The organism is Kitasatospora sp. NPDC029312 (assembly GCF_055569215.1).
The window spans coordinates 36,236-52,989 of record NZ_JBVHXY010000019.1; the positions used below are offsets into that span (position 1 = coordinate 36,236).

Below are 16,754 nucleotides of genomic sequence, written 5' to 3' on the forward strand. Positions count from 1 at the left end.
CGCCCGCTCCCTCGTTCCCCTGCGCTGGGCTCGGGTGCCATGGGGCCAGTGTCTCGCCGCCGCCGGCACGGCACGCCCGTGGTGGGGGGCCCTCACACCCCGGCAGATCTCGGCCTGCCTGCGGCGGGCGAGTCGGGGCAGGGTGGATGGTGTCGCCCGGTCACCTGCTCCCTCAAGGCGTCAGTGATCTCCAACAGCGACATGGCCGAGCACGTTCCGTGAGCCGAGGAGACCCTCCGCGTCATCAGCGTCGAGTACGGCGTGCCCGGCCCGCGCCGCCGCAAGGCCCGGAGCCTGCGCTCGAAGCTCCGGGGCTGACGGCCTCCGGGCAGCACGAGGGGCCGCACATCCAGACTTGAGCACAGGCTTCTCGCCGTCCTGTCATCCGTTTGCGGCCGGTGGGGCGTCATGTGGGTATGAAGCGCGAATCCATGCGCCCGGGGGGCTCCGGATCCGACCCGTTCGACGAGTTCGTCGCGGCGCAGTACCAGGCTCTGCTGCGGGGGGCGTACCTGATCACCGGAGACGTCCATGACGCCCGAGACCTGTTGCACGACGCCCTGGCCAGGGTGTACCCGAAGCGGGCGACGATCCGGGAGCCCGCGGCGGCCGAGGGGTACGTCCGGCGGGCGATGGTCCGTACCCACGTCTCGCGCTGGCGCCGGACCAGGCGCGAGGTGCTGACGTCCGCTCTACCGGACCGGCCCATGGCCCAGGAGGCCGAGCGGGACGGGCAGTTGGCGGCGGCCCTGGCCGGGCTGCCGAGGCGCCAGCGGGCGGCTGTGGTGCTGCGGTACTACCTGGACCTCTCCGTCGCGCAGGTGGCGGTGGAGCTGGGGTGCTCGGTGACCACGGCGAAGACCCACCTGGCCCGGGGGCTCAAGGCGCTTCGACAGGAACTGGAACCGGCGGAGGAGTTGGTGGGGCGTGAGTGCTGAGGACAGGTTCGAGAAGGAGCTGGCCATCCGGCTCGGAACGCGCGCGGCTGGGGTCGGCGGCAACCCGCCGCTGGCCGAACTGCGCGAGGCCGGGCGGCGCCGGGCCCGGCGACGGGGGGTCGTGCGGGCCGTGACGGCGGTGGCGGTGCTGGCGGTCGGCGCGGGAGTGCTGACCCAGCTGGGCGGTGGCTCCGAGACCGGCCGTACGGGCGTCGCCGGGGTGGGCGTTCCGTCGACCGGATCACCGTCGGCCGGCGCGGGGTCGCCCTTGACGGGGGCGGACCCGTTGCCGGGAGCGGGGCCCGACGAGTTGGTGAAGACAGTGCTGGGCTGTCAGTCCGGCCCGTCCTCGCTGCGGACGCCGGGCTGGGGCGGGACGTCGGGGCTGCCGTCCTCGTCCTCGTCGGGTGGGCTGTCGTCGGGCGCGCCCTCGTTCGACCTGCCGTCGGGCCCGCCGACGTCGGCCCGATCCACCCCCACGACGACGGGGGCGCCGTCCTCTCCGTCGTCGCAGCAGCAGCGGCAGGCCGATCTGGCGCGCGCCGGCGAAGCGGTCGAGAAGATGGCCCGCGAGCAGTACGCGGACCACTACTTCGCCACCTGCCGGGACGCGAGCACGCAAACGCTGTACGTGATGCGGACCCCGGATACCGACCTCGACGCCGCCGTGACCCGGACGGTGGCCGACTGGCCCGGCGTGAAGCTGGAGTTCAAGGCCACGCCCGGCTACCCCCAGCTGCAGAGGCTCGCGAGGACGATCCGGGCCGAGGCCGGGGACTGGGCGGCGACGAAGGGCGTGCACATCCAGTCCGTCCAGATCGCCAACGACGGCGCCGGGGTGATCATCCAGACCCCGCAGGCGGCCACCGCCCGAGCGGAACTCATCAGGCAGTACGGCCAGTTGGTGGTCGAGGTCCGACTGTGACGCCCTGAGCCGGACGCGATGGGCCGGTGCCTCCACCCGGTGGCGCGGCCCGTCACGCCGCGAGGTCGTGGCGGAGATCGGCGGCAGGCTCTCGTCGATGTAGCCGCCGCTCTTGCCGTAGGACGTCGCAACCTTGGTTCCGTACTGGCGGTTCACCCACGATCCGGTGCCGGTGTAGTTCATGGCGTAGGAGTGCAGTCGTACATCGGGTCTTCGCTGCCGGTGAAGCCGTGGCCGCTGCGCGCGGGTGCGCCTCGCCGGGGATGGCGACGCGGATGGTGCGCTTGCCGTCGACCTCGTTCTCGCTCCCAGGCGCCGGTGGCTCCGCCGCGCCGGGCAGCAGGCGGGCAGCTGCGCAAGCAGGTGGTGGACGAGATCGCGGAGCTGACCGGCGCGATGCCGGGGTCCGGGACCCTGATCAAGGGCGCCCCAGGCCTGTGAAGCCCGTGTCTGCGGCGGCGGGGCTCAGCCTGACGGCCCGATGGGGGTGAGGACGGCGGCGCCCTTGCGGCCGCGCGTGCCGGGGCCGGCGGTGACCATCCGAGGCTTCAGGGCCATGGGTCCACCCAACGCAGTGCTCGGAGCGCCCATTCCCACACGTCGTCCTCCTCGCAGGTAAAGGGGAGACGCGTGTACGCCGTAATCCGCGCCGGTCCCACTCGCAGGGCGAACGGACTTGGCCGGGGGGCGCGGAGCTCCGCGGCGAGAGGCACCTCGGCGCGCCGGGTGCCCGGACCGCGCGCCGTCGGTACTACGCGAACGCGCACGTGCACCGGCTGGCCGCGGGTCGCGGCGGCACCGGTTGGGGCGGCACCGGTTGGGGCGCTACGGCGTGTGGGGTGTGCGGCGTCGTAGGCGGCCCGCGTCGTCGGATTGTGCAGGACCTCGTAGGCCGCCGTGACCTCGGCGAACCGCTGCGCATCCGCCGTCTCGGGGCGGGCATCGGGATGCAGCATGCGGGCCATTGCCCGGTAGGCCGAGGTGATCTGCCGCATGGACGCCGAGTGCGCTACGCCCAGGACGGCGTAGTGGTCCTGTCCGCCGAGTGAGGACGCCATGGCAGCCTCCGCGTATGGCAGCGTGTGGACGTGCCTTCTCAATGGCCTGAATAGAACCTCGGCTGTTTCCTGTCAAGAGACGGCAGGAGGTTGTCCCGCCGGCGGCGTGACGCCGGTGTCCGGGCAAGGCAGGGTGCTCCCCGCAGGCCACCTGCCGCCCGTCCTCGCCCCTCCCTGTTCCACTCCACGGAGGAGGGCGTGCCGGCGTACCAGGAGCGCGGCGTTGACATGCGAGCGAGGGGCGACGTATCCCGGAAATCGAAGGAGCGACGCGGGGTGCCCGAACCGCGATCCGGACGGGCGCCACACCCATCCCGCGGGTGACGAGCCCGTACGGATGGGGAGGGAAGGGAGCGGGATCATGGCACGCTCAGTCGGTATCGACCTCGGCACGACGAACTCCGTCGTCAGCGTCCTGGAGGCCGGGGAGCCCACCGTCATCCCGAACGCGGAGGGCGCGCGGACCACGCCGTCGGTCGTGGCGTTCGGCAAGGGCGGCGAGGTGCTGGTCGGGGAGATCGCCAAGCGCCAGGCGGTGACCAACGTTGAGCGCACCGCCCGGTCGGTGAAGCGGCACATGGGCGAGGCGACCTGGCGCTTCCCCGAGGCCGGCGATGTCGACGGCAAGCGCTACACCGCGCAGGAGATCTCAGCCCGGGTCCTGCAGAAGCTCAAGCGCGACGCCGAGGCCTATCTGGGCGAAGACGTGACGGACGCGGTCATCACAGTGCCGGCGTACTTCAACGACTCCCAGCGCACCGCGACCAAGGAGGCCGGCGAGATCGCGGGCCTGAAGGTGCTGCGGATCATCAACGAGCCGACCTCGGCCGCGCTGGCCTACGGGCTGGACAAGGAGAGCGACCAGACGATCCTGGTGTTCGACCTGGGCGGCGGCACGTTCGACGTGTCGCTGCTGGAGATCGGCGAGGGTGTGGTGGAGGTGAAGTCCACCAACGGTGACACCCACCTGGGCGGCGACGACTGGGACCAACGGGTCGTCGACCACCTGGTCAAGCAGTTCAAGAACGGCTACGGGATCGATCTCGCCCAGGACAAGATGGCCACCCAGCGGCTGCGGGAAGCGGCCGAGAAAGCCAAGATCGAACTGTCCTCGGCCACCGAGACGACGATCAACCTGCCCTACATCAGCGCCTCTGCCCAGGGGGCTCTGCACCTGGACGAGAAGCTCACCCGCGCGCAGTTCGAGCAGCTGACCGCGGATCTGCTGGAGCGCTGCAAGCAGCCGTTCCACCAGGCGGTGAAGGACGCCGGGATCGAGGTCTCCGACATCGACCACGTGATCCTGGTCGGCGGCTCCACCCGGATGCCGGCGGTCACCAGCCTGGTGAAGGAGCTGACCGGCAAGGACCCGCACAAGGGCGTGAACCCCGACGAGGTCGTGGCGATCGGCGCGTCCCTGCAGGCCGGCGTGCTGAGGGGCGAGGTCAAGGACGTCCTGCTGCTCGACGTCACGCCGCTGTCCCTGGGCATCGAGACCAAGGGCGGTGTGATGACCAGGCTGATCGAGCGCAACACCACGATCCCCACTCGGCGCTCCGAGATCTTCACCACCGCGGAGGACAACCAGCCGTCCGTGCAGATCCAGGTCTACCAGGGCGAACGCGAGATCGCGGCGTACAACAAGAAGCTGGGAATGTTCGAGCTGACCGGTCTGCCGCCGGCGCCGCGCGGCCTGCCGCAGATCGAGGTCACCTTCGACATCGACGCCAACGGCATCATGCACGTCTCGGCCAAGGACCTCGGCACCGGGCGGGAGCAGAAGATGACGGTGACCGGTGGCTCCTCGCTGCCCAAGGACGACATCGAGCGGATGATCCGTGACGCCGAGGCCCACGCGGAGGAGGACCGGCGCCGCAAGGAGGCCGCCGACACCCGCAACAGCGCCGAACACCTCGTCTACACCACCGAGAAACTCCTCGCCGAGAACCCCGACAAGATCCCCGCCGACGTGAAGGGCGACGTCGAGACGGCGCTGGCCGAGGTGAAGGAGAAGCTGAAGGGCGAGGACACCGCTGCCCTGCGCACCGCCGTCGAGCGGGCGGCGAGCGCCGCGCAGAAGATCGGCGCCGCCCTCTACTCCCAGGCCCCGCCCGGCCAGACCACCAACGCGCAGGCCGGCAGCAGCCCGGGCGAGGAGGAGGTCGTGGACGCGGAGATCGTCGACGACGACACCAAGGGCGGTGCGGCCCGATGAACCAGCGACCCCGGTCCGACGGTCGCAGCGCCAAGCCGCCGCTGGTCATCCACGACCGGCGGCGCATCGACCCGCTCACGCTCCGACTGCGCGATCCCGACCGCCCCGCCATCACCCCGGCCGCCCCCGCCCCGGCCCTGACCGGAACCGCCCCCCAGCGGGACGCCCGGGACACCGAAGGCGTCCCTGAAGCGCCCGAGGAGGACCGGCAGCGCGAACCGAGCGCCGCGGCCGGGGGCAGTGAGCGTGACCAGCTGCGACTGCTGGAGGCGCGGACGGCCGAGTACTTGGCGGACCTGCAGCGCGTGAAGGCCGAGTACGACAACTACCGCAAGCGGGTGCAACGGGATCGTCTCGCCGTCCGTGAGGCGGCCGTGGCGAACGTCCTGTCCGGTCTGCTGCCGGTCCTGGACGCCATCGACCAAGCCCGAGCCCACGGCGAAGTCGTGGGCGGGTTCCACGCCGTTGCCCAGCTCCTCGAATCCCACCTCGCCGGCCTCGGCCTGCGCAGCGTCGGGGAGGTGGGCCAAGCCTTCGATCCCCGCCTGCACGAAGCAGCCGCCGCACCCGCCGACGCCACCGGCGCGATCTGCACCGAAGTGCTCCGCCCCGGATACCGCGTCGGCGAGCACCTGCTGCGTCCCGCCCAGGTGCGCGTCGGCGACCCGCTCACCTCCGACCCGTCGGAGGCCCTGTGAAAGGCGAGCGCGTCCACTGCGGTACGCCGCTCCACAGAGAGGCGACAGCCGGGGAACCCTCCAGGCACGAGCGGCGGATCCTGGCCGACCCGGGTGGGACTTCGGGTCCGACGATGCGCGAGCAGTAGCGGCAGCGCGAGCAGTAGCGGCAGATCGTGGCCGAAATGGTGGTCTTGCCCGATCTTCCATCTGGCCTCACCGTGCACTCGGGGCCCGCACGTGGCCCAGGTGAGGAGACGGCCTATGTCCACCAATCCGACCGCCGCCGGACCGACCACTGTCCCGCTCCGCTTGCGAGCCCGCACCTGGCAGGGCGTCGCCCTGGGTTGGATCGCGGTCGTCCTGCAGCACACCGTCGCGGGCGCCGGGATCCGCCGGAAGTACAAGGCCCATCGCGACCGCGCCATTCGCGCCGCCCTGCGCCGGGACGTCCCCGTCGACCGCCTCGCCGGACGGCTGGGCCTCGCTCCGAAAACCATCCGTGACATCAACCAGGGACAGAAAACCGCCGAGTAGTCACCTGACCCCGGAGGGTCGGACGTGTCGTCGGCGCGAACCCCAGCCCGGTGATCGAGTACAGGGAAAGGGCCCGTTCCCCCGCAGCAGGAAGAGCGGGCCCCTTCGCGTTCCGGAGGCGGCGGGATCGAGGCGGGTGTACGACGTGCCCGGTCGATCATGCGGGGCGTGGCCATCCCCGCCGCAGGTCGTTGACCTTCGCTCACGACATTGGCCTGTTCCCGGTCGGCGAGGACGCCGCTGAGGCGTTCTACCGAATCATCGCCGCGGCCTGCGAGCGTCGCTCCATCGCGGTGGGCCGAGAGGACGTGGCAGGTACTCGGGCGCGTCACGAGCTGTGCCGGTCGGCTTGGTGCCGACGACGCCTTGCGGCTTCGCATGTGGGCGGTCAACCGGGCGCTTGCCACCTTCGAGTACGAGCCGTGCTCTGCCGACGGAATCGAGGAGGCCGTTCGCGCCTACTGGGCCGCTGCCGACTGGCTCCCTGAGGGCGCCGACCCGCCCGTCGGCCGGGACGCCGGATGAGGCTGCCGGCCACGCTCCGGCACGGGCGCTGCGGGTGACCGCTCACTTTCGCCGGGTCGCCGCGAACGGCGCCGCGGCCGAGCCGGAGCGTGCTCGCGGTGAGTGGACCCGGCGGAGGCCGTGCCGGGCGAAGGCCCCTCGACTGGCGAACATGACATGCTCGTTCCCATGAGGGACCAAATGGACTTGGCAGCGGGGGCGGCCGACGGCGGCTCCGAACCGGATGCCAGGGGCGGTGCCTTCTCCTCGGACCGTTACCTGGCCCTTCGGCGACCCACGGGCCAGAATCCGGCGATCAGCCCGGCTGAGCCCGTAATCCAGCAGGTGCTGGCCGGTGTCGCCGGTTCGGTGGTCTTCCTCCAGCCGGTGTCCGGGCCCGGGGGCGAGGTGGTGGATCTCCGCTTTGTGGCCGCATCACCCGGCGCGGTAGACATCGGAGGGCGCCGAGGCGAGGAGCTGGTAGGGCTGGAAATCCTCAGGACCTACCCGGGCGCGGCCGACAGTGACCTGTGGCAGGGCTATCTGAAAGCACTGGTGGCCGGGGACTGTTACGAGGGTGAGCTGGAGTACGAGGAGGTCGCCGCCGGCATCCCGCGTCTGTCCCGCTACGGCGTTCGGGCAGTGCCCTGCCAGGGCGGACTGATCGTCTCATGGACCCGTCTGGACAGCGGCGAGCGGGAACAGCGCCGGCTGGCGGCCATGCAGCGCCTGGCCGGGATGGGCTGGGCGGACTGGGACCTGGTCCGCAACGTCATCACCTGGTCCGAGGAGGTCTACGCGATCTTCGGCCGGCGCCCCGCCCTGGGCCCGATGACCTTGGAGGAGCTGCCCTCCCACGTTCCGGATGAGGACCTTCCCGCCCTTGGCGCAGCCGTGGAACGCCTCCTGGAAGAGGGGGAATCCATCGACCACACCTTCCGGATCACCACCGCGGACGGGCAGGTCCGGCACGTGCGGGTCGTCGCCGAGGCCGAGGTGGACGCGCTCGGCGCTCCGGTCGAGGTCCACGGCTTCGTCCAGGACCTCACCGCCGCCAAGCGCACCGAGCAACAGCTGCTGGAACACCAGCAGTCCGCCCTGGCACAGCAGAGCCTGTTGACTGCCGAACGCGCCCTCGCCGCCCGCCTCCAGGACACCCTGCTGCCGGTGCCACAACAGGTCCTGCACCTGGCCGGCCTGACCGTCGACGTCGCCTACCAGCCCCTTCAGGAGAGCCTCAACCTCGGCGGCGACTGGTACAGCGCCATCGAACTGCCCGACGGCAATGCACTGCTCGTCGTCGGCGACGTCGCCGGCCACGGCCTGGACGCGGTGGCCACCATGGCCCTGCTGCGCTTCACCGCCAAGGGCATGGCCATCACCGGGACACCCCTGCCAGCCGTCCTCGACCGGCTGAACGCCCTCCTGCTGCACGCCAACGAGCCGCACTCCGGTACGGCGACGATGATCATGGCTGTCTACCAGGCCGCGACCTCCCGGCTGACCTGGGTACAGGCCGGCCACCCACCGCCCCTGCTCCTACGCCAGGGCAACAGCCGCTTCCTGACAGCCCCCGAAGGCATTCTGCTCGGGGCGACCGCCGCGCCCCACTACGAGGCAGCGACCCTGCAACTGCTGCCCGGCGACCACGTCCTGCTTTACACAGACGGCCTGGTCGAGAATCCGGGCGAGCCCCTCGACGATGGCCTGGCCCGCCTGGCCCGCACCGCCCTGAGCCACGCCGGCCCATCCGGTTTCCTGGACGGGCTCCTCACCACCCTCGTCCACCCGGAAGCACGCCGCGACGACATCTGCGTGCTGCACATCACCCGCTGACCACTCGCAGCGGCAGTCGGCAGCACGCCAGAATTCGCCTCGGCACGGGTACCCAAGATCGCCAAGCGGCGAGGAGGCCGCTGATGGGCGGCGCGGGTAAGCGCCAGGGATGTGGTCCCTGCGTCGTGCCGGATGAGGCCGTGCTGCTCGAACTCGCGGCCCCGGGTCCCGAAAGCGGTCGAGAGCAGTGCCGTGCGGCTGTTCCGTGGGGGCTCGGTGTTGGCCGAGCGGCTCGCGCACGAGCGGGGCCCGTCGCGGACGGTGGCCTACAGGGGCCTGGCTCACAGTGGCCTGACGGCCATCTCGTCAGTCAGCTGGCGAGGAGACCGGCAGCTGTAGCGCGAAGGTGTGTGCCCTGCGGGTTTCCCGCCGGGCACACACCCTCAGTTCACGCCGGCGCGGGCGTGACGGCGCTGTCATGTTGGCGGCTGCCTGATCGTCTGATGGTCTGTCGGGCTGTGGTGAGGCCCGGTCTCGGGTCCTGGGTCAGATCGCCGTGGGCAGGTCTATGCCGGTGGTGATGTGATCCCAGATGGTGAAGCGGATGGTCACCTCAGTGCGGCCACTCAGGTCGCGGCGGCGCTTCCGACTCAGGTCGCGAAGACGCGGCGGCGTGCCCGGGACACCGTCACCGCAGCGGCACCGAGGGCGGCCAGCGCGAGCACCAGACCGCCCACCAAGACCGGGTTGACCCAGGACGGCACCAGTTCACCATCCGGCCCGCATCGCACGCTCACCGGAAACATCCGGGTGGTGACCCCGTCCGCAGGAAAGCCCAGAGTGGCGCAGTACTTGTCGGCCGGCATCAACGTCTGCCCCGACATCAGTCCGGTACTGAACGCCCCGTACGCCGTGCAGACACCCACGAGGGACAGCCGGACGAGCGTGCCGGAGTCGAAGGACGACCGCCGCGCACGCCGGGCGCGCACCACCCGGCACACCACCACGACCACACCGATCAGGAACAGGACCGGTGCGATCACCGGGCCGAAGAGGACAAGGCCGACACAGACCATCTCGGCGTCGCCGGCCCCGGAGGCCGTCTCGATCACAGGAAGCACTTGGGACACGCACCGTTGGACTCGCTGCGCCACCGTACGGTTCCCCACCCTCCCGGGCAGTTATCCATCGCGACAGATCGCGGCCGCCGTCCTGGCCGTGACGAGATGGCCGCCGCCGCGACGCGGCCTTGGCACGTTGGAAGGCCTCCGCCGGCCGACCCCGGCCAGGGAACAGACGGCCGCGCAGCACCGACCGGAGCAGGGCGCAGCAGGCCCCGACCGCGGCCGCCCGGCAGCACCACCCCAGACGAAACCGAACACCAACCCCCGCCGCCAACCCACCCAGCCACAATCTCAAATCCGATCCACACCACCACCGGCAACCAATCCCGGCGCTGGTCGCAGGCGGCCCGGTTGTTGGGTTTGTCCAGCGCCTCGGTGAGGGAGTGCCGGCCCGTCCCCGACGGCCTGCTGCCGGTTGGCCGGCGCGATGGGTCCGGCGTGGGTGACGACCAGGGCCACCGGCGGGTACCCGGCGCGGGTGCGGCCGGGGTAGACGCCACCAGTGCGCCATCCGGTCAGCGGCTTCCTCGCCGGAGCGGGCCGGCCCTGGGCCGTGAACCCTGATCCTCTCGCCATCCTCCGACGTGGTCGGTAGGTGGCTGATCGTCAGTCCGGTGGTCATGTCTTCAGCGCCCTCTGCGGTCAAGACTGTGACCTCCCGGACGACGTCGACCGACGAATCGTCCCTGCTCAACTTTTGGTAGAGCGTTTCAAAGCTTCCGTGATGGCGGAGCCAGGGGTACGACCGATGAACGCGGCGATGGTGCGGGTCATGTGTGCCTGGTCGGCGAATCCGGCCTCGGCCGCTGCGGTCGCCAGGGTGGCGGCGCCGCTGTGAAGCATCGCCTCGCGGGCGCAGTGCCAGCGGCGCAGGCCGGCGAGCGGGCAGCCGACGGCTTCGGCTGACAGTTGCCGCAGACGACGCGGGGAGATGCCGACTTGCCCGGCGACGACGGTCAGCTCCGTTCCGGTGCGCAGCATGCCGATGGCCTGTCGGAGGCGGGAGTCGACGGCGGCAGGCGCTCCGAAGAGGCTGTTGACGGCGCGGCGCACGGCGTGGAGTTGGAGGTCGCTGTTGACGGCGGCCAGGAGGGTGCGGACTTGCGTACGGTCGAGTTCGTGGATGCGCTGCCGGGCGGGGATCGCCAGGCAATGCGGGTCTATCCAGAGCCGGGTGCCCCCGTCCGGGCGCGTGATGGTCGTGGGCAGACCGGGCGGGATCAGCAGCCCGGGGCCGGCGGCCACCCGGCCGTGATCGTCGGCGGCTGTGATCGGACCGCCCCAGGACAGCGTGAGCTGCCACGCCGGCGCGGCGTGCCGGCGCATGGTGCCGGAGGTGGACGCCGCGAAGCAGGTGAACTCGGCGGCGACGGCGGCGAAGGCCAGTTGTCCGTCGCGGTGCAGCTGCCAGGACCGTGACTGCTCGACCACGTCGGCATCGTCGCACGCGGTCCCGTTCCCGGTCCCCGCGGGGCCTCACTTGCGCGAGGCGCTCCAGGCGTCGATTGCCGTTCTGTTCAAGCCTCGGCCCGGCGGCAGGAAGATCCTCTCCCCATGAGGATTCCCGCTGAAGCCCACGCCTCGCGGCCGTGGCGCATCCACGAGATCGCCCCGGACTTCCGGATCGAGGACGTGTGGGCGTTCCGCACCCCCGGCGCCGGTCCGGATGACTTCCCGGTGATGCTCACCGCGCTGGAAGCCGGCAATCGGTCCGGCGAGACGACGTGGCCGACCCGGTTCCTGTTCGCGGTGCGCTGGAGACTCGGCGCGCTGTTCGGCTGGGACAAGCCGACGGACGGACTGGGCGGCCGCGTCACGTCCCTGCGCGAGCGCCTGCCGGACGACTTGCTCCGATGCCCGGGCCGCAACGATCCGAACATCCCGTTCACGCCGGTGTACGAGACCCGCGACGAGTGCGTCAAGGAGATGGCCAACACCACCGCGCACATCCTGTGCCACCTGGGCTGGGTCCCGGTCGGCGACGGCGGCTACGAGCTCCGGATGGCCGCCCTGGTCAAGCCCAGCGGCCGACTCGGGCGGATCTACATGGCAGGCATCAAGCCGTTCCGCTACCTGATCATCTACCCGGCCCTGACCCGGCGCTGGGAGAAAGCCTGGCTCGACCGCGACCGAGGCCTGAACGAGGGATCCGACCATGACGACGAAAGCTGATGCAACGCCGACTCGAACCACAGGAATGATCAAGTGGGCCGCATGGCTCCTGGTGGCGTTCGGAAGCGCCCACACCCTGCTCGCGCTGACCATCGAACACGCCGCGAGTCATGCTGGAGACTGGTTCAACGGAAAGCTGTGGGGCGCCGACCTGGCTGCGATGAGCCCGGCCGAGAGCGCGTACTGGCTGACCTTCAACAGCTTCGCCCCGCCCTTCGTCATCATCGGATTGACGATCCTGTGGCTGAACCGCCGCGGCATCACTCCGCCGCCGTTCATCGCCTGGGCCCTGCTGACCTGGACGGTGGTCGGCGCGGCGCTGGCCGGGTTCTCGCCCCCGCTCGACCTGGCGGCGGAGGTCCTGTTGCTGGTCGCCGCCCACCGCGCCAAGCGGGCGACCAGACCGGACGCGATCCATCATCGGTGACAGCGGCACACACAGCCGTACGGGCGTACGCCGGCCTACAGACCTGCCCCCGCGAGCAGGTCGACCGCGCTCTGCTCGGTTCGGTGAAGGCGACGGTGACCGGGTCGGCCTGCGGCGGCGTCAAGGCGCCGAGTCGGCCGGCCGGGCGGGTGACGGCTGCTCGGGGTCGACCCGGCACCGGGCCCGTCCGGGTCTGGTCGCGGGATCGGCCCGGATCACCGCGCGGCGACGGCGGCGACGGTGGTGCCGGGCGCCCCGGCGCCCCGGCGCCCCGGAAGTAGGGCGCGCAGGATCCGGCGGCGCCTGGCCCGGGCGCCGTGCGCCGTCCTTGGTCGCGGGCAGTTCGGCGCGTAGTGCCGCCGTCGCGTCCAGTCCGTTGCAGCCGGGCATCTCGATGTCCAGCAGGCACACGTCCGGCCGCGTGCCCCCTCGCCTCGTCCCAACGACCCGCGTGACACTACCTGCCCGGGTCCTCCCCCCGTACGGGCGGCCCGCTGCGTTTCAGGGGCCCCTGAGGACGGTCGCGGCCATCGAGCAGGATGGTGGCGGCGCGGTCCATGACGTCGGCGCGCCTGTGGCCGCCGTGGTCGGCGGCGAGGAAGTGGTTGCCGATGCGCAGACAGAACGCGAGCAGGCTACGGGCCTCGATCTCGTCGGGATCGGTGCAGAAGGTGCCGATGAGTTCGCGCAGCAGGTCCATGCGGCGGTTGTCGACGCGGCGCAGGCGTGCTGCGACCTGTGCGTCGCGCCGCGCCCAGTCCCGCACGGCGAGGTCGATCGGCATCAGGCGGTCGTCGGAGAGGGTGAGCCGTCCGGCCAGCCGGATCTTCGCCCGGGCGTCGCCGTCGGCGCGTTCGACGTGGTCGAGCACCTCGTCGATGCTCTCGCGCTCCCAGGCGTCCAGCATCGCTTCCAGGAGTGCGTCGCGGTCGGCGAAGTAGCCGTAGAACCCCCCTTTGGTGACGCCGAGTGCCTTGGCCAGCGCCTCGACGCGCACCGCGTCCACGCCGCCGACCGCGAGCGCCCTGAGCCCCTCCTCGATCCACTTCTCCTGTGGTGTGCGTGCAGCGCCCACAGTGTGTCTCCTCTCACAGGCCCCGATCTATACGCCATCGTATATCGCGGCCTACTCTCGTTCTGTACGCCACCGTATATAACGAGAGGGGCGACGGGATGACCGTCGGTTTCGTTGCTTTCCACTACCCGCGACCCGAGTACGCCGAGGAGTTCGTCGGCCGGGTGCGCGCGGTCGGTGCGTTCATCCGCTCCAGGCCGGACTGCCTGGCAGCCGACTGCTGGATCACGGCCGACGGCGACGCCGTCGTGACGACCGGCCAGTTCGAGTCCGAGCAAGCGTTGAAGGGGGCGTTCGCCGCCGCCCGCGACTTGGGCCTGATCACCGAGACCGACGACCGCGAACACCGGCCCCGCCAGTTCTTCACCCTGCTACCCGGGTAAAGAGCAACCGTGGAGTCCGACGAGCCTGCGGGGAACAGCCCCCGCGATCTGACACCGGCCAGGCGGGGGAGCGGCCCGCGCACCCGGATCCCGAGCGCCGAGCGGAGGCCGCCCCGAGGGAGGTCGTGGTTCGGGGTGGGCTTCTCGCTCGGCGTGGGAGCACTGCTGGCGTGGAATGTCGTGGATGCGGTGTTCCAGCTGACGTCGCTGCTGACGTTGCTGCTGCTCGCCGTGTTCATCGCGGTCAGCCTGGAGCCCGTGGTCGCCTGGCTGGTGCGGCGCGGCCTGCGCCGGGCATGGTCGGTGACGGTCGTGGTGAGTGGGCTGGCCGCCTTGCTGACCGGTCTGCTCGCGATGGTCATCCCGCCGGTCAGCGACGAGGTGAGCGCACTGGTCCATGCCATCCCCGGCTGGCTCCAGCAGCTCCACGACCACCAGTCGACCCTGGGCCGGATCGAGGACCGCTACCACCTGGTGGAGCGGGCGAAACAGCAGCTGGCTTCCGGGGGCTCGGCCTCCGGGGTGTTCGGTGGCGTGCTCGGCGCGGGCCAACTGCTGCTGAGCACCGTGACGGCCACGGTGATCGTCGTCAGCGTCGCCGTGTACGTCATGGCGGCCCTGCCGGTCATCAAAGCGTTCTGCTACCGGTTCGTTCCCCGCAGCCGGCGTCAGGGGGTGCAGGAGATCACTGAGGAGATCCTCCAGCGGACGGGCCGCTACATGCTGGGCAATGTCCTGACCTCAGCCATCGCGGGTCTGGCGACCTTCGCCTGGTGCGCGGCCACCGGCGTCCCCTACGCGGGGGCGCTCGGCGTGTTCGTCGCGTTGATGGACCTGGTTCCCATGGTGGGCTCGACGATCGGGGGCATCGTCGTCAGCCTGGTCGCGCTGTCGGTGTCCCTGCCGATCGCCATCGCCACCGCCGGCTTCTACATCGCCTTCCGGCTCCTCGAGGACTACCTGATCATGCCCAGGGCCATGAAGTTCGCGGTGAACGTGCATCCCATCGTGACGGTGATCGCGGTCCTCCTGGGCGGCGCGCTGCTTGGTCTCGTCGGCGCACTCGTCGCGGTTCCGGCCGCGGTCGCGCTCGGCCTGGTCCTCGACGAGTACGTCTTCCCCCGCATGGACAGCGCCTGAAAGGCGGTCGAGAGCAGTTCCGCCATCGTGACCTCGGCAATCCGAATTGATGACCCGTCAGCCGACTGCGTGCAGACCGCTACCAGCGGGATCGGCAGGACTGCCCGCGGGGAGGCGACCCTTGCCCCAAGTCGACGTGTCCGACGGCACGCCGGCGCGCCGTGGCGCCATCAGGAGTCAGGGCACCATGTGCAGGCGCAAGGGCCCCTGAACATGCGCTCGAGCGAGGGGCACCGAGGCCATTGCAGTGGCCGACCTCGATCACGGGCATGCCGGCCCGGTCGGCGGCCGCCGCGTAGGGGTGCAGTTGGCCGGCGTCGAGCTGGTGCCCTACGGCGTGGTGGCCGTCGCTCAGCGTCGGGCAGCGCTGCAGCCCGGACGACGATGGTGAAGCCGCTTGATGAACATGTGCGTGTTCGAGGCGTTACGGTGAGTGGCATGTCCGTTGTTATCGCAGGCGGCCACGGCAGGGTCGCCCTCAAAGTCTCCCGTCTGCTGGCGGACCAGGGCCACGGAGTCCACGGGATCATCCGCCGCCCGGAACAGAGCGCCGCCGTGCTGGCCACCGGAGCCCGGCCGCTGGTCATGGACTTGGCCACGGCCACCGCCGAACACCTCGCGCACCGGCTGGCCGGCGCGGACGCGGTGCTCTTCGCCGCCGGCGCGGGGCTCGGCGACGCGCCCGGGCGGGCGAACCCGGTCGACCACGACGCGGCACTCGCCCTCGCGGACGCGGCCGAGCTCGCGGGCGTGCGCCGGTTCGTCATGCTCTCCGCCATGGGCGCCGGCCCCGCCAGCCGCTACCCCGCCGACCCGCTCGTCGAGACGTACCTGCGGGCCAAGGGCCGCGCAGACGAGAACCTGCTGTCCCGCCGCGCCCTGGAGTGCACCGTGGTGCGGCCCGCCTGGTTCCGCGACGGCCCGGGCACCGGCCTGGTCAACCTCGCCGAAATCACCGGTCCCGGCGAAATCGACCGGGTCGACGTTGCCGCCGTCCTCACAGCCCTGCTCGCCACCCATGCCACAACTCCCCGGGTCCTCGAACTCACCTCCGGCACCACCCCCGTTGCCGAGGCCGTCGCCCGGGTCGCCCGGCAACGTGACGCCCACCGCTGAGTAAGCCACCGCCGGGCGATGTCGCTAGGGGGGGCGTCCGCGACGAGGGTTCAGCGAAAGCGGGCGAGCCCGACGGTGGCCTGGGGGCCCGCCATCTGCAGATGACACCTACCGCGTTCCAGCACAGGTGGGCGTGTCGAGGCGCGCGGGGTGCACCGACCTGATCAAGCAGCCCCGGAAGCGGCTGACCCGTCTGCACGCCGCGGGGGTGGCTCGAGTTCGTGACCCTGCCACAGGCCGGCTGGGCGAAAACCTGGCACCTCACCGCACAGAGCGCAGCAGTGGCAGCGACTTTCCCCCAGGCCCGCCGTCCAGCCGCCGTGCCGCTGACGGCCTGCGCCCAACTGTGGAAGCAGGCCGGCGAGGACGGTTCGGGGCGGGCGTGGGAGCGGCGCTGGCGATCCTCCCCGCGACTGCTGGTCGTCGTCGGGACGGCAACCGCCGGGGTCCGCTCAGCGGTGACGGACCTACGGCTGGCCGCCGAGGAGAACCCGGCCACGGCCGAGATGCTCACCGCCGTCCCGGCCAGCACCCCCCGATCGAGGACCTGGTCCAGCGCGGCCCGTCCGCGCCCATCTTGCGCCCGCTCAGCAACCGGGGGCGGGCGGCCGTCGCAGCTGTAGGCGGCAGGGAGGAGTGCCGGGGCGGTCTGCCGCCCCCTCCCCCGCTCCCATCTCCCGGCCGGTG

17 protein-coding genes and 1 pseudogene are annotated in these 16,754 nt (G+C 71.4%); 13 read left to right on the top strand and 5 right to left on the bottom strand.

Going from position 1 to position 16,754, the window contains the following annotated elements; translation table 11 throughout:
- The first annotated feature begins 416 nt into the window (after nt 1–416).
- The 3 genes from ACZ4WV_RS17595 (at nt 417) to ACZ4WV_RS17605 (ending at nt 2,304) form a co-directional block, all read left to right on the top strand.
- On the top strand, nt 417–938 hold the full coding sequence (locus ACZ4WV_RS17595; RefSeq protein ID WP_465747555.1) for a SigE family RNA polymerase sigma factor: 522 nt from the start codon (nt 417–419) through the stop codon (nt 936–938).
- Complete coding sequence (locus tag ACZ4WV_RS17600) at nt 928–1,863, top strand: hypothetical protein (RefSeq protein WP_465747556.1); 936 nt, start codon at nt 928–930, stop codon at nt 1,861–1,863. The genes ACZ4WV_RS17595 and ACZ4WV_RS17600 overlap by 11 nt, the downstream gene beginning before the upstream one ends.
- A 318-nt stretch (nt 1,864–2,181) precedes the next feature.
- Nucleotides 2,182–2,304 carry a hypothetical protein gene (locus tag ACZ4WV_RS17605; RefSeq protein ID WP_465747558.1) on the top strand — a complete coding sequence of 41 codons (123 nt, stop codon included), beginning with the start codon at nt 2,182–2,184 and terminating at the stop codon, nt 2,302–2,304.
- 107 nt (nt 2,305–2,411) lie between these two features.
- Here ACZ4WV_RS17605 and ACZ4WV_RS17610 read toward each other — a convergent pair whose 3' ends face one another.
- Nucleotides 2,412–2,921, bottom strand: coding sequence for a J domain-containing protein (locus tag ACZ4WV_RS17610; RefSeq protein WP_465747560.1), 510 nt, complete (start codon nt 2,919–2,921; stop codon nt 2,412–2,414).
- A gap of 361 nt (nt 2,922–3,282) precedes the next feature.
- Here ACZ4WV_RS17610 and dnaK point away from each other — a divergent pair, with 361 nt between their 5' ends.
- The 5 genes from dnaK to ACZ4WV_RS17635 all read left to right on the top strand — a co-directional run bounded on the left by dnaK (nt 3,283) and on the right by ACZ4WV_RS17635 (nt 8,690).
- Complete coding sequence (gene dnaK, locus ACZ4WV_RS17615; protein WP_465747562.1) at nt 3,283–5,136, top strand: molecular chaperone DnaK; 1,854 nt, start codon at nt 3,283–3,285, stop codon at nt 5,134–5,136.
- Complete coding sequence (grpE, locus tag ACZ4WV_RS17620) at nt 5,133–5,834, top strand: nucleotide exchange factor GrpE (RefSeq protein WP_465747564.1); 702 nt, start codon at nt 5,133–5,135, stop codon at nt 5,832–5,834. The genes dnaK and grpE overlap by 4 nt, the downstream gene beginning before the upstream one ends.
- A gap of 243 nt (nt 5,835–6,077) precedes the next feature.
- Complete coding sequence (locus ACZ4WV_RS17625) at nt 6,078–6,350, top strand: hypothetical protein (protein ID WP_465747566.1); 273 nt, start codon at nt 6,078–6,080, stop codon at nt 6,348–6,350.
- Between the two features lie 366 nt (nt 6,351–6,716).
- On the top strand, nt 6,717–6,875 hold the full coding sequence (locus ACZ4WV_RS17630) for a hypothetical protein (RefSeq protein ID WP_465747568.1): 159 nt from the start codon (nt 6,717–6,719) through the stop codon (nt 6,873–6,875).
- A gap of 168 nt (nt 6,876–7,043) precedes the next feature.
- Nucleotides 7,044–8,690: a PP2C family protein-serine/threonine phosphatase gene (locus ACZ4WV_RS17635; protein WP_465747570.1), complete on the top strand. Its 1,647-nt coding sequence runs from the start codon at nt 7,044–7,046 to the stop codon at nt 8,688–8,690.
- A 590-nt stretch (nt 8,691–9,280) separates the two neighbouring features.
- Here the strand turns inward: ACZ4WV_RS17635 and ACZ4WV_RS17640 are convergent.
- Together ACZ4WV_RS17640 and ACZ4WV_RS17645 are read right to left on the bottom strand one after the other, a co-directional pair.
- On the bottom strand, nt 9,281–9,742 hold the full coding sequence (locus ACZ4WV_RS17640) for a hypothetical protein (protein ID WP_465747572.1): 462 nt from the start codon (nt 9,740–9,742) through the stop codon (nt 9,281–9,283).
- Nucleotides 9,743–10,444: 702 nt separating this feature from the next.
- Nucleotides 10,445–11,185 carry a helix-turn-helix domain-containing protein gene (locus tag ACZ4WV_RS17645; protein WP_465747574.1) on the bottom strand — a complete coding sequence of 247 codons (741 nt, stop codon included), beginning with the start codon at nt 11,183–11,185 and terminating at the stop codon, nt 10,445–10,447.
- Between the two features lie 123 nt (nt 11,186–11,308).
- Here ACZ4WV_RS17645 and ACZ4WV_RS17650 point away from each other — a divergent pair, with 123 nt between their 5' ends.
- Both ACZ4WV_RS17650 and ACZ4WV_RS17655 read left to right on the top strand, forming a co-directional pair.
- Nucleotides 11,309–11,926 (top strand): DUF2867 domain-containing protein, encoded by a 618-nt coding sequence (locus tag ACZ4WV_RS17650; protein ID WP_465747576.1) that lies wholly within the window; start codon nt 11,309–11,311, stop codon nt 11,924–11,926.
- Between the two features lie 25 nt (nt 11,927–11,951).
- Nucleotides 11,952–12,353 (top strand): DUF6463 family protein, encoded by a 402-nt coding sequence (locus ACZ4WV_RS17655; protein WP_465747578.1) that lies wholly within the window; start codon nt 11,952–11,954, stop codon nt 12,351–12,353.
- Nucleotides 12,354–12,689: 336 nt separating this feature from the next.
- Here ACZ4WV_RS17655 and ACZ4WV_RS17660 read toward each other — a convergent pair.
- Both ACZ4WV_RS17660 and ACZ4WV_RS17665 read right to left on the bottom strand, forming a co-directional pair.
- A pseudogene (locus ACZ4WV_RS17660) lies at nt 12,690–12,779 on the bottom strand (DNA-binding response regulator); the annotation flags it as partial.
- A 31-nt stretch (nt 12,780–12,810) separates the two neighbouring features.
- Complete coding sequence (locus tag ACZ4WV_RS17665; RefSeq protein WP_465747580.1) at nt 12,811–13,428, bottom strand: TetR/AcrR family transcriptional regulator; 618 nt, start codon at nt 13,426–13,428, stop codon at nt 12,811–12,813.
- A 98-nt stretch (nt 13,429–13,526) separates the two neighbouring features.
- On the opposite strand from ACZ4WV_RS17665, the gene ACZ4WV_RS17670 reads away from it, so the two are divergent.
- From ACZ4WV_RS17670 to ACZ4WV_RS17680, 3 genes are all read left to right on the top strand, one after another.
- Nucleotides 13,527–13,811, top strand: coding sequence for a hypothetical protein (locus ACZ4WV_RS17670; RefSeq protein WP_465747582.1), 285 nt, complete (start codon nt 13,527–13,529; stop codon nt 13,809–13,811).
- A gap of 135 nt (nt 13,812–13,946) precedes the next feature.
- The gene (locus ACZ4WV_RS17675) at nt 13,947–14,951 is read left to right on the top strand and encodes an AI-2E family transporter (protein ID WP_465747584.1); all 1,005 of its coding nucleotides are present in this window, start codon (nt 13,947–13,949) and stop codon (nt 14,949–14,951) included.
- 438 nt (nt 14,952–15,389) lie between these two features.
- Nucleotides 15,390–16,067, top strand: coding sequence for an NAD(P)H-binding protein (locus ACZ4WV_RS17680; RefSeq protein WP_465747586.1), 678 nt, complete (start codon nt 15,390–15,392; stop codon nt 16,065–16,067).
- Nucleotides 16,068–16,754 lie beyond the last annotated feature (687 nt).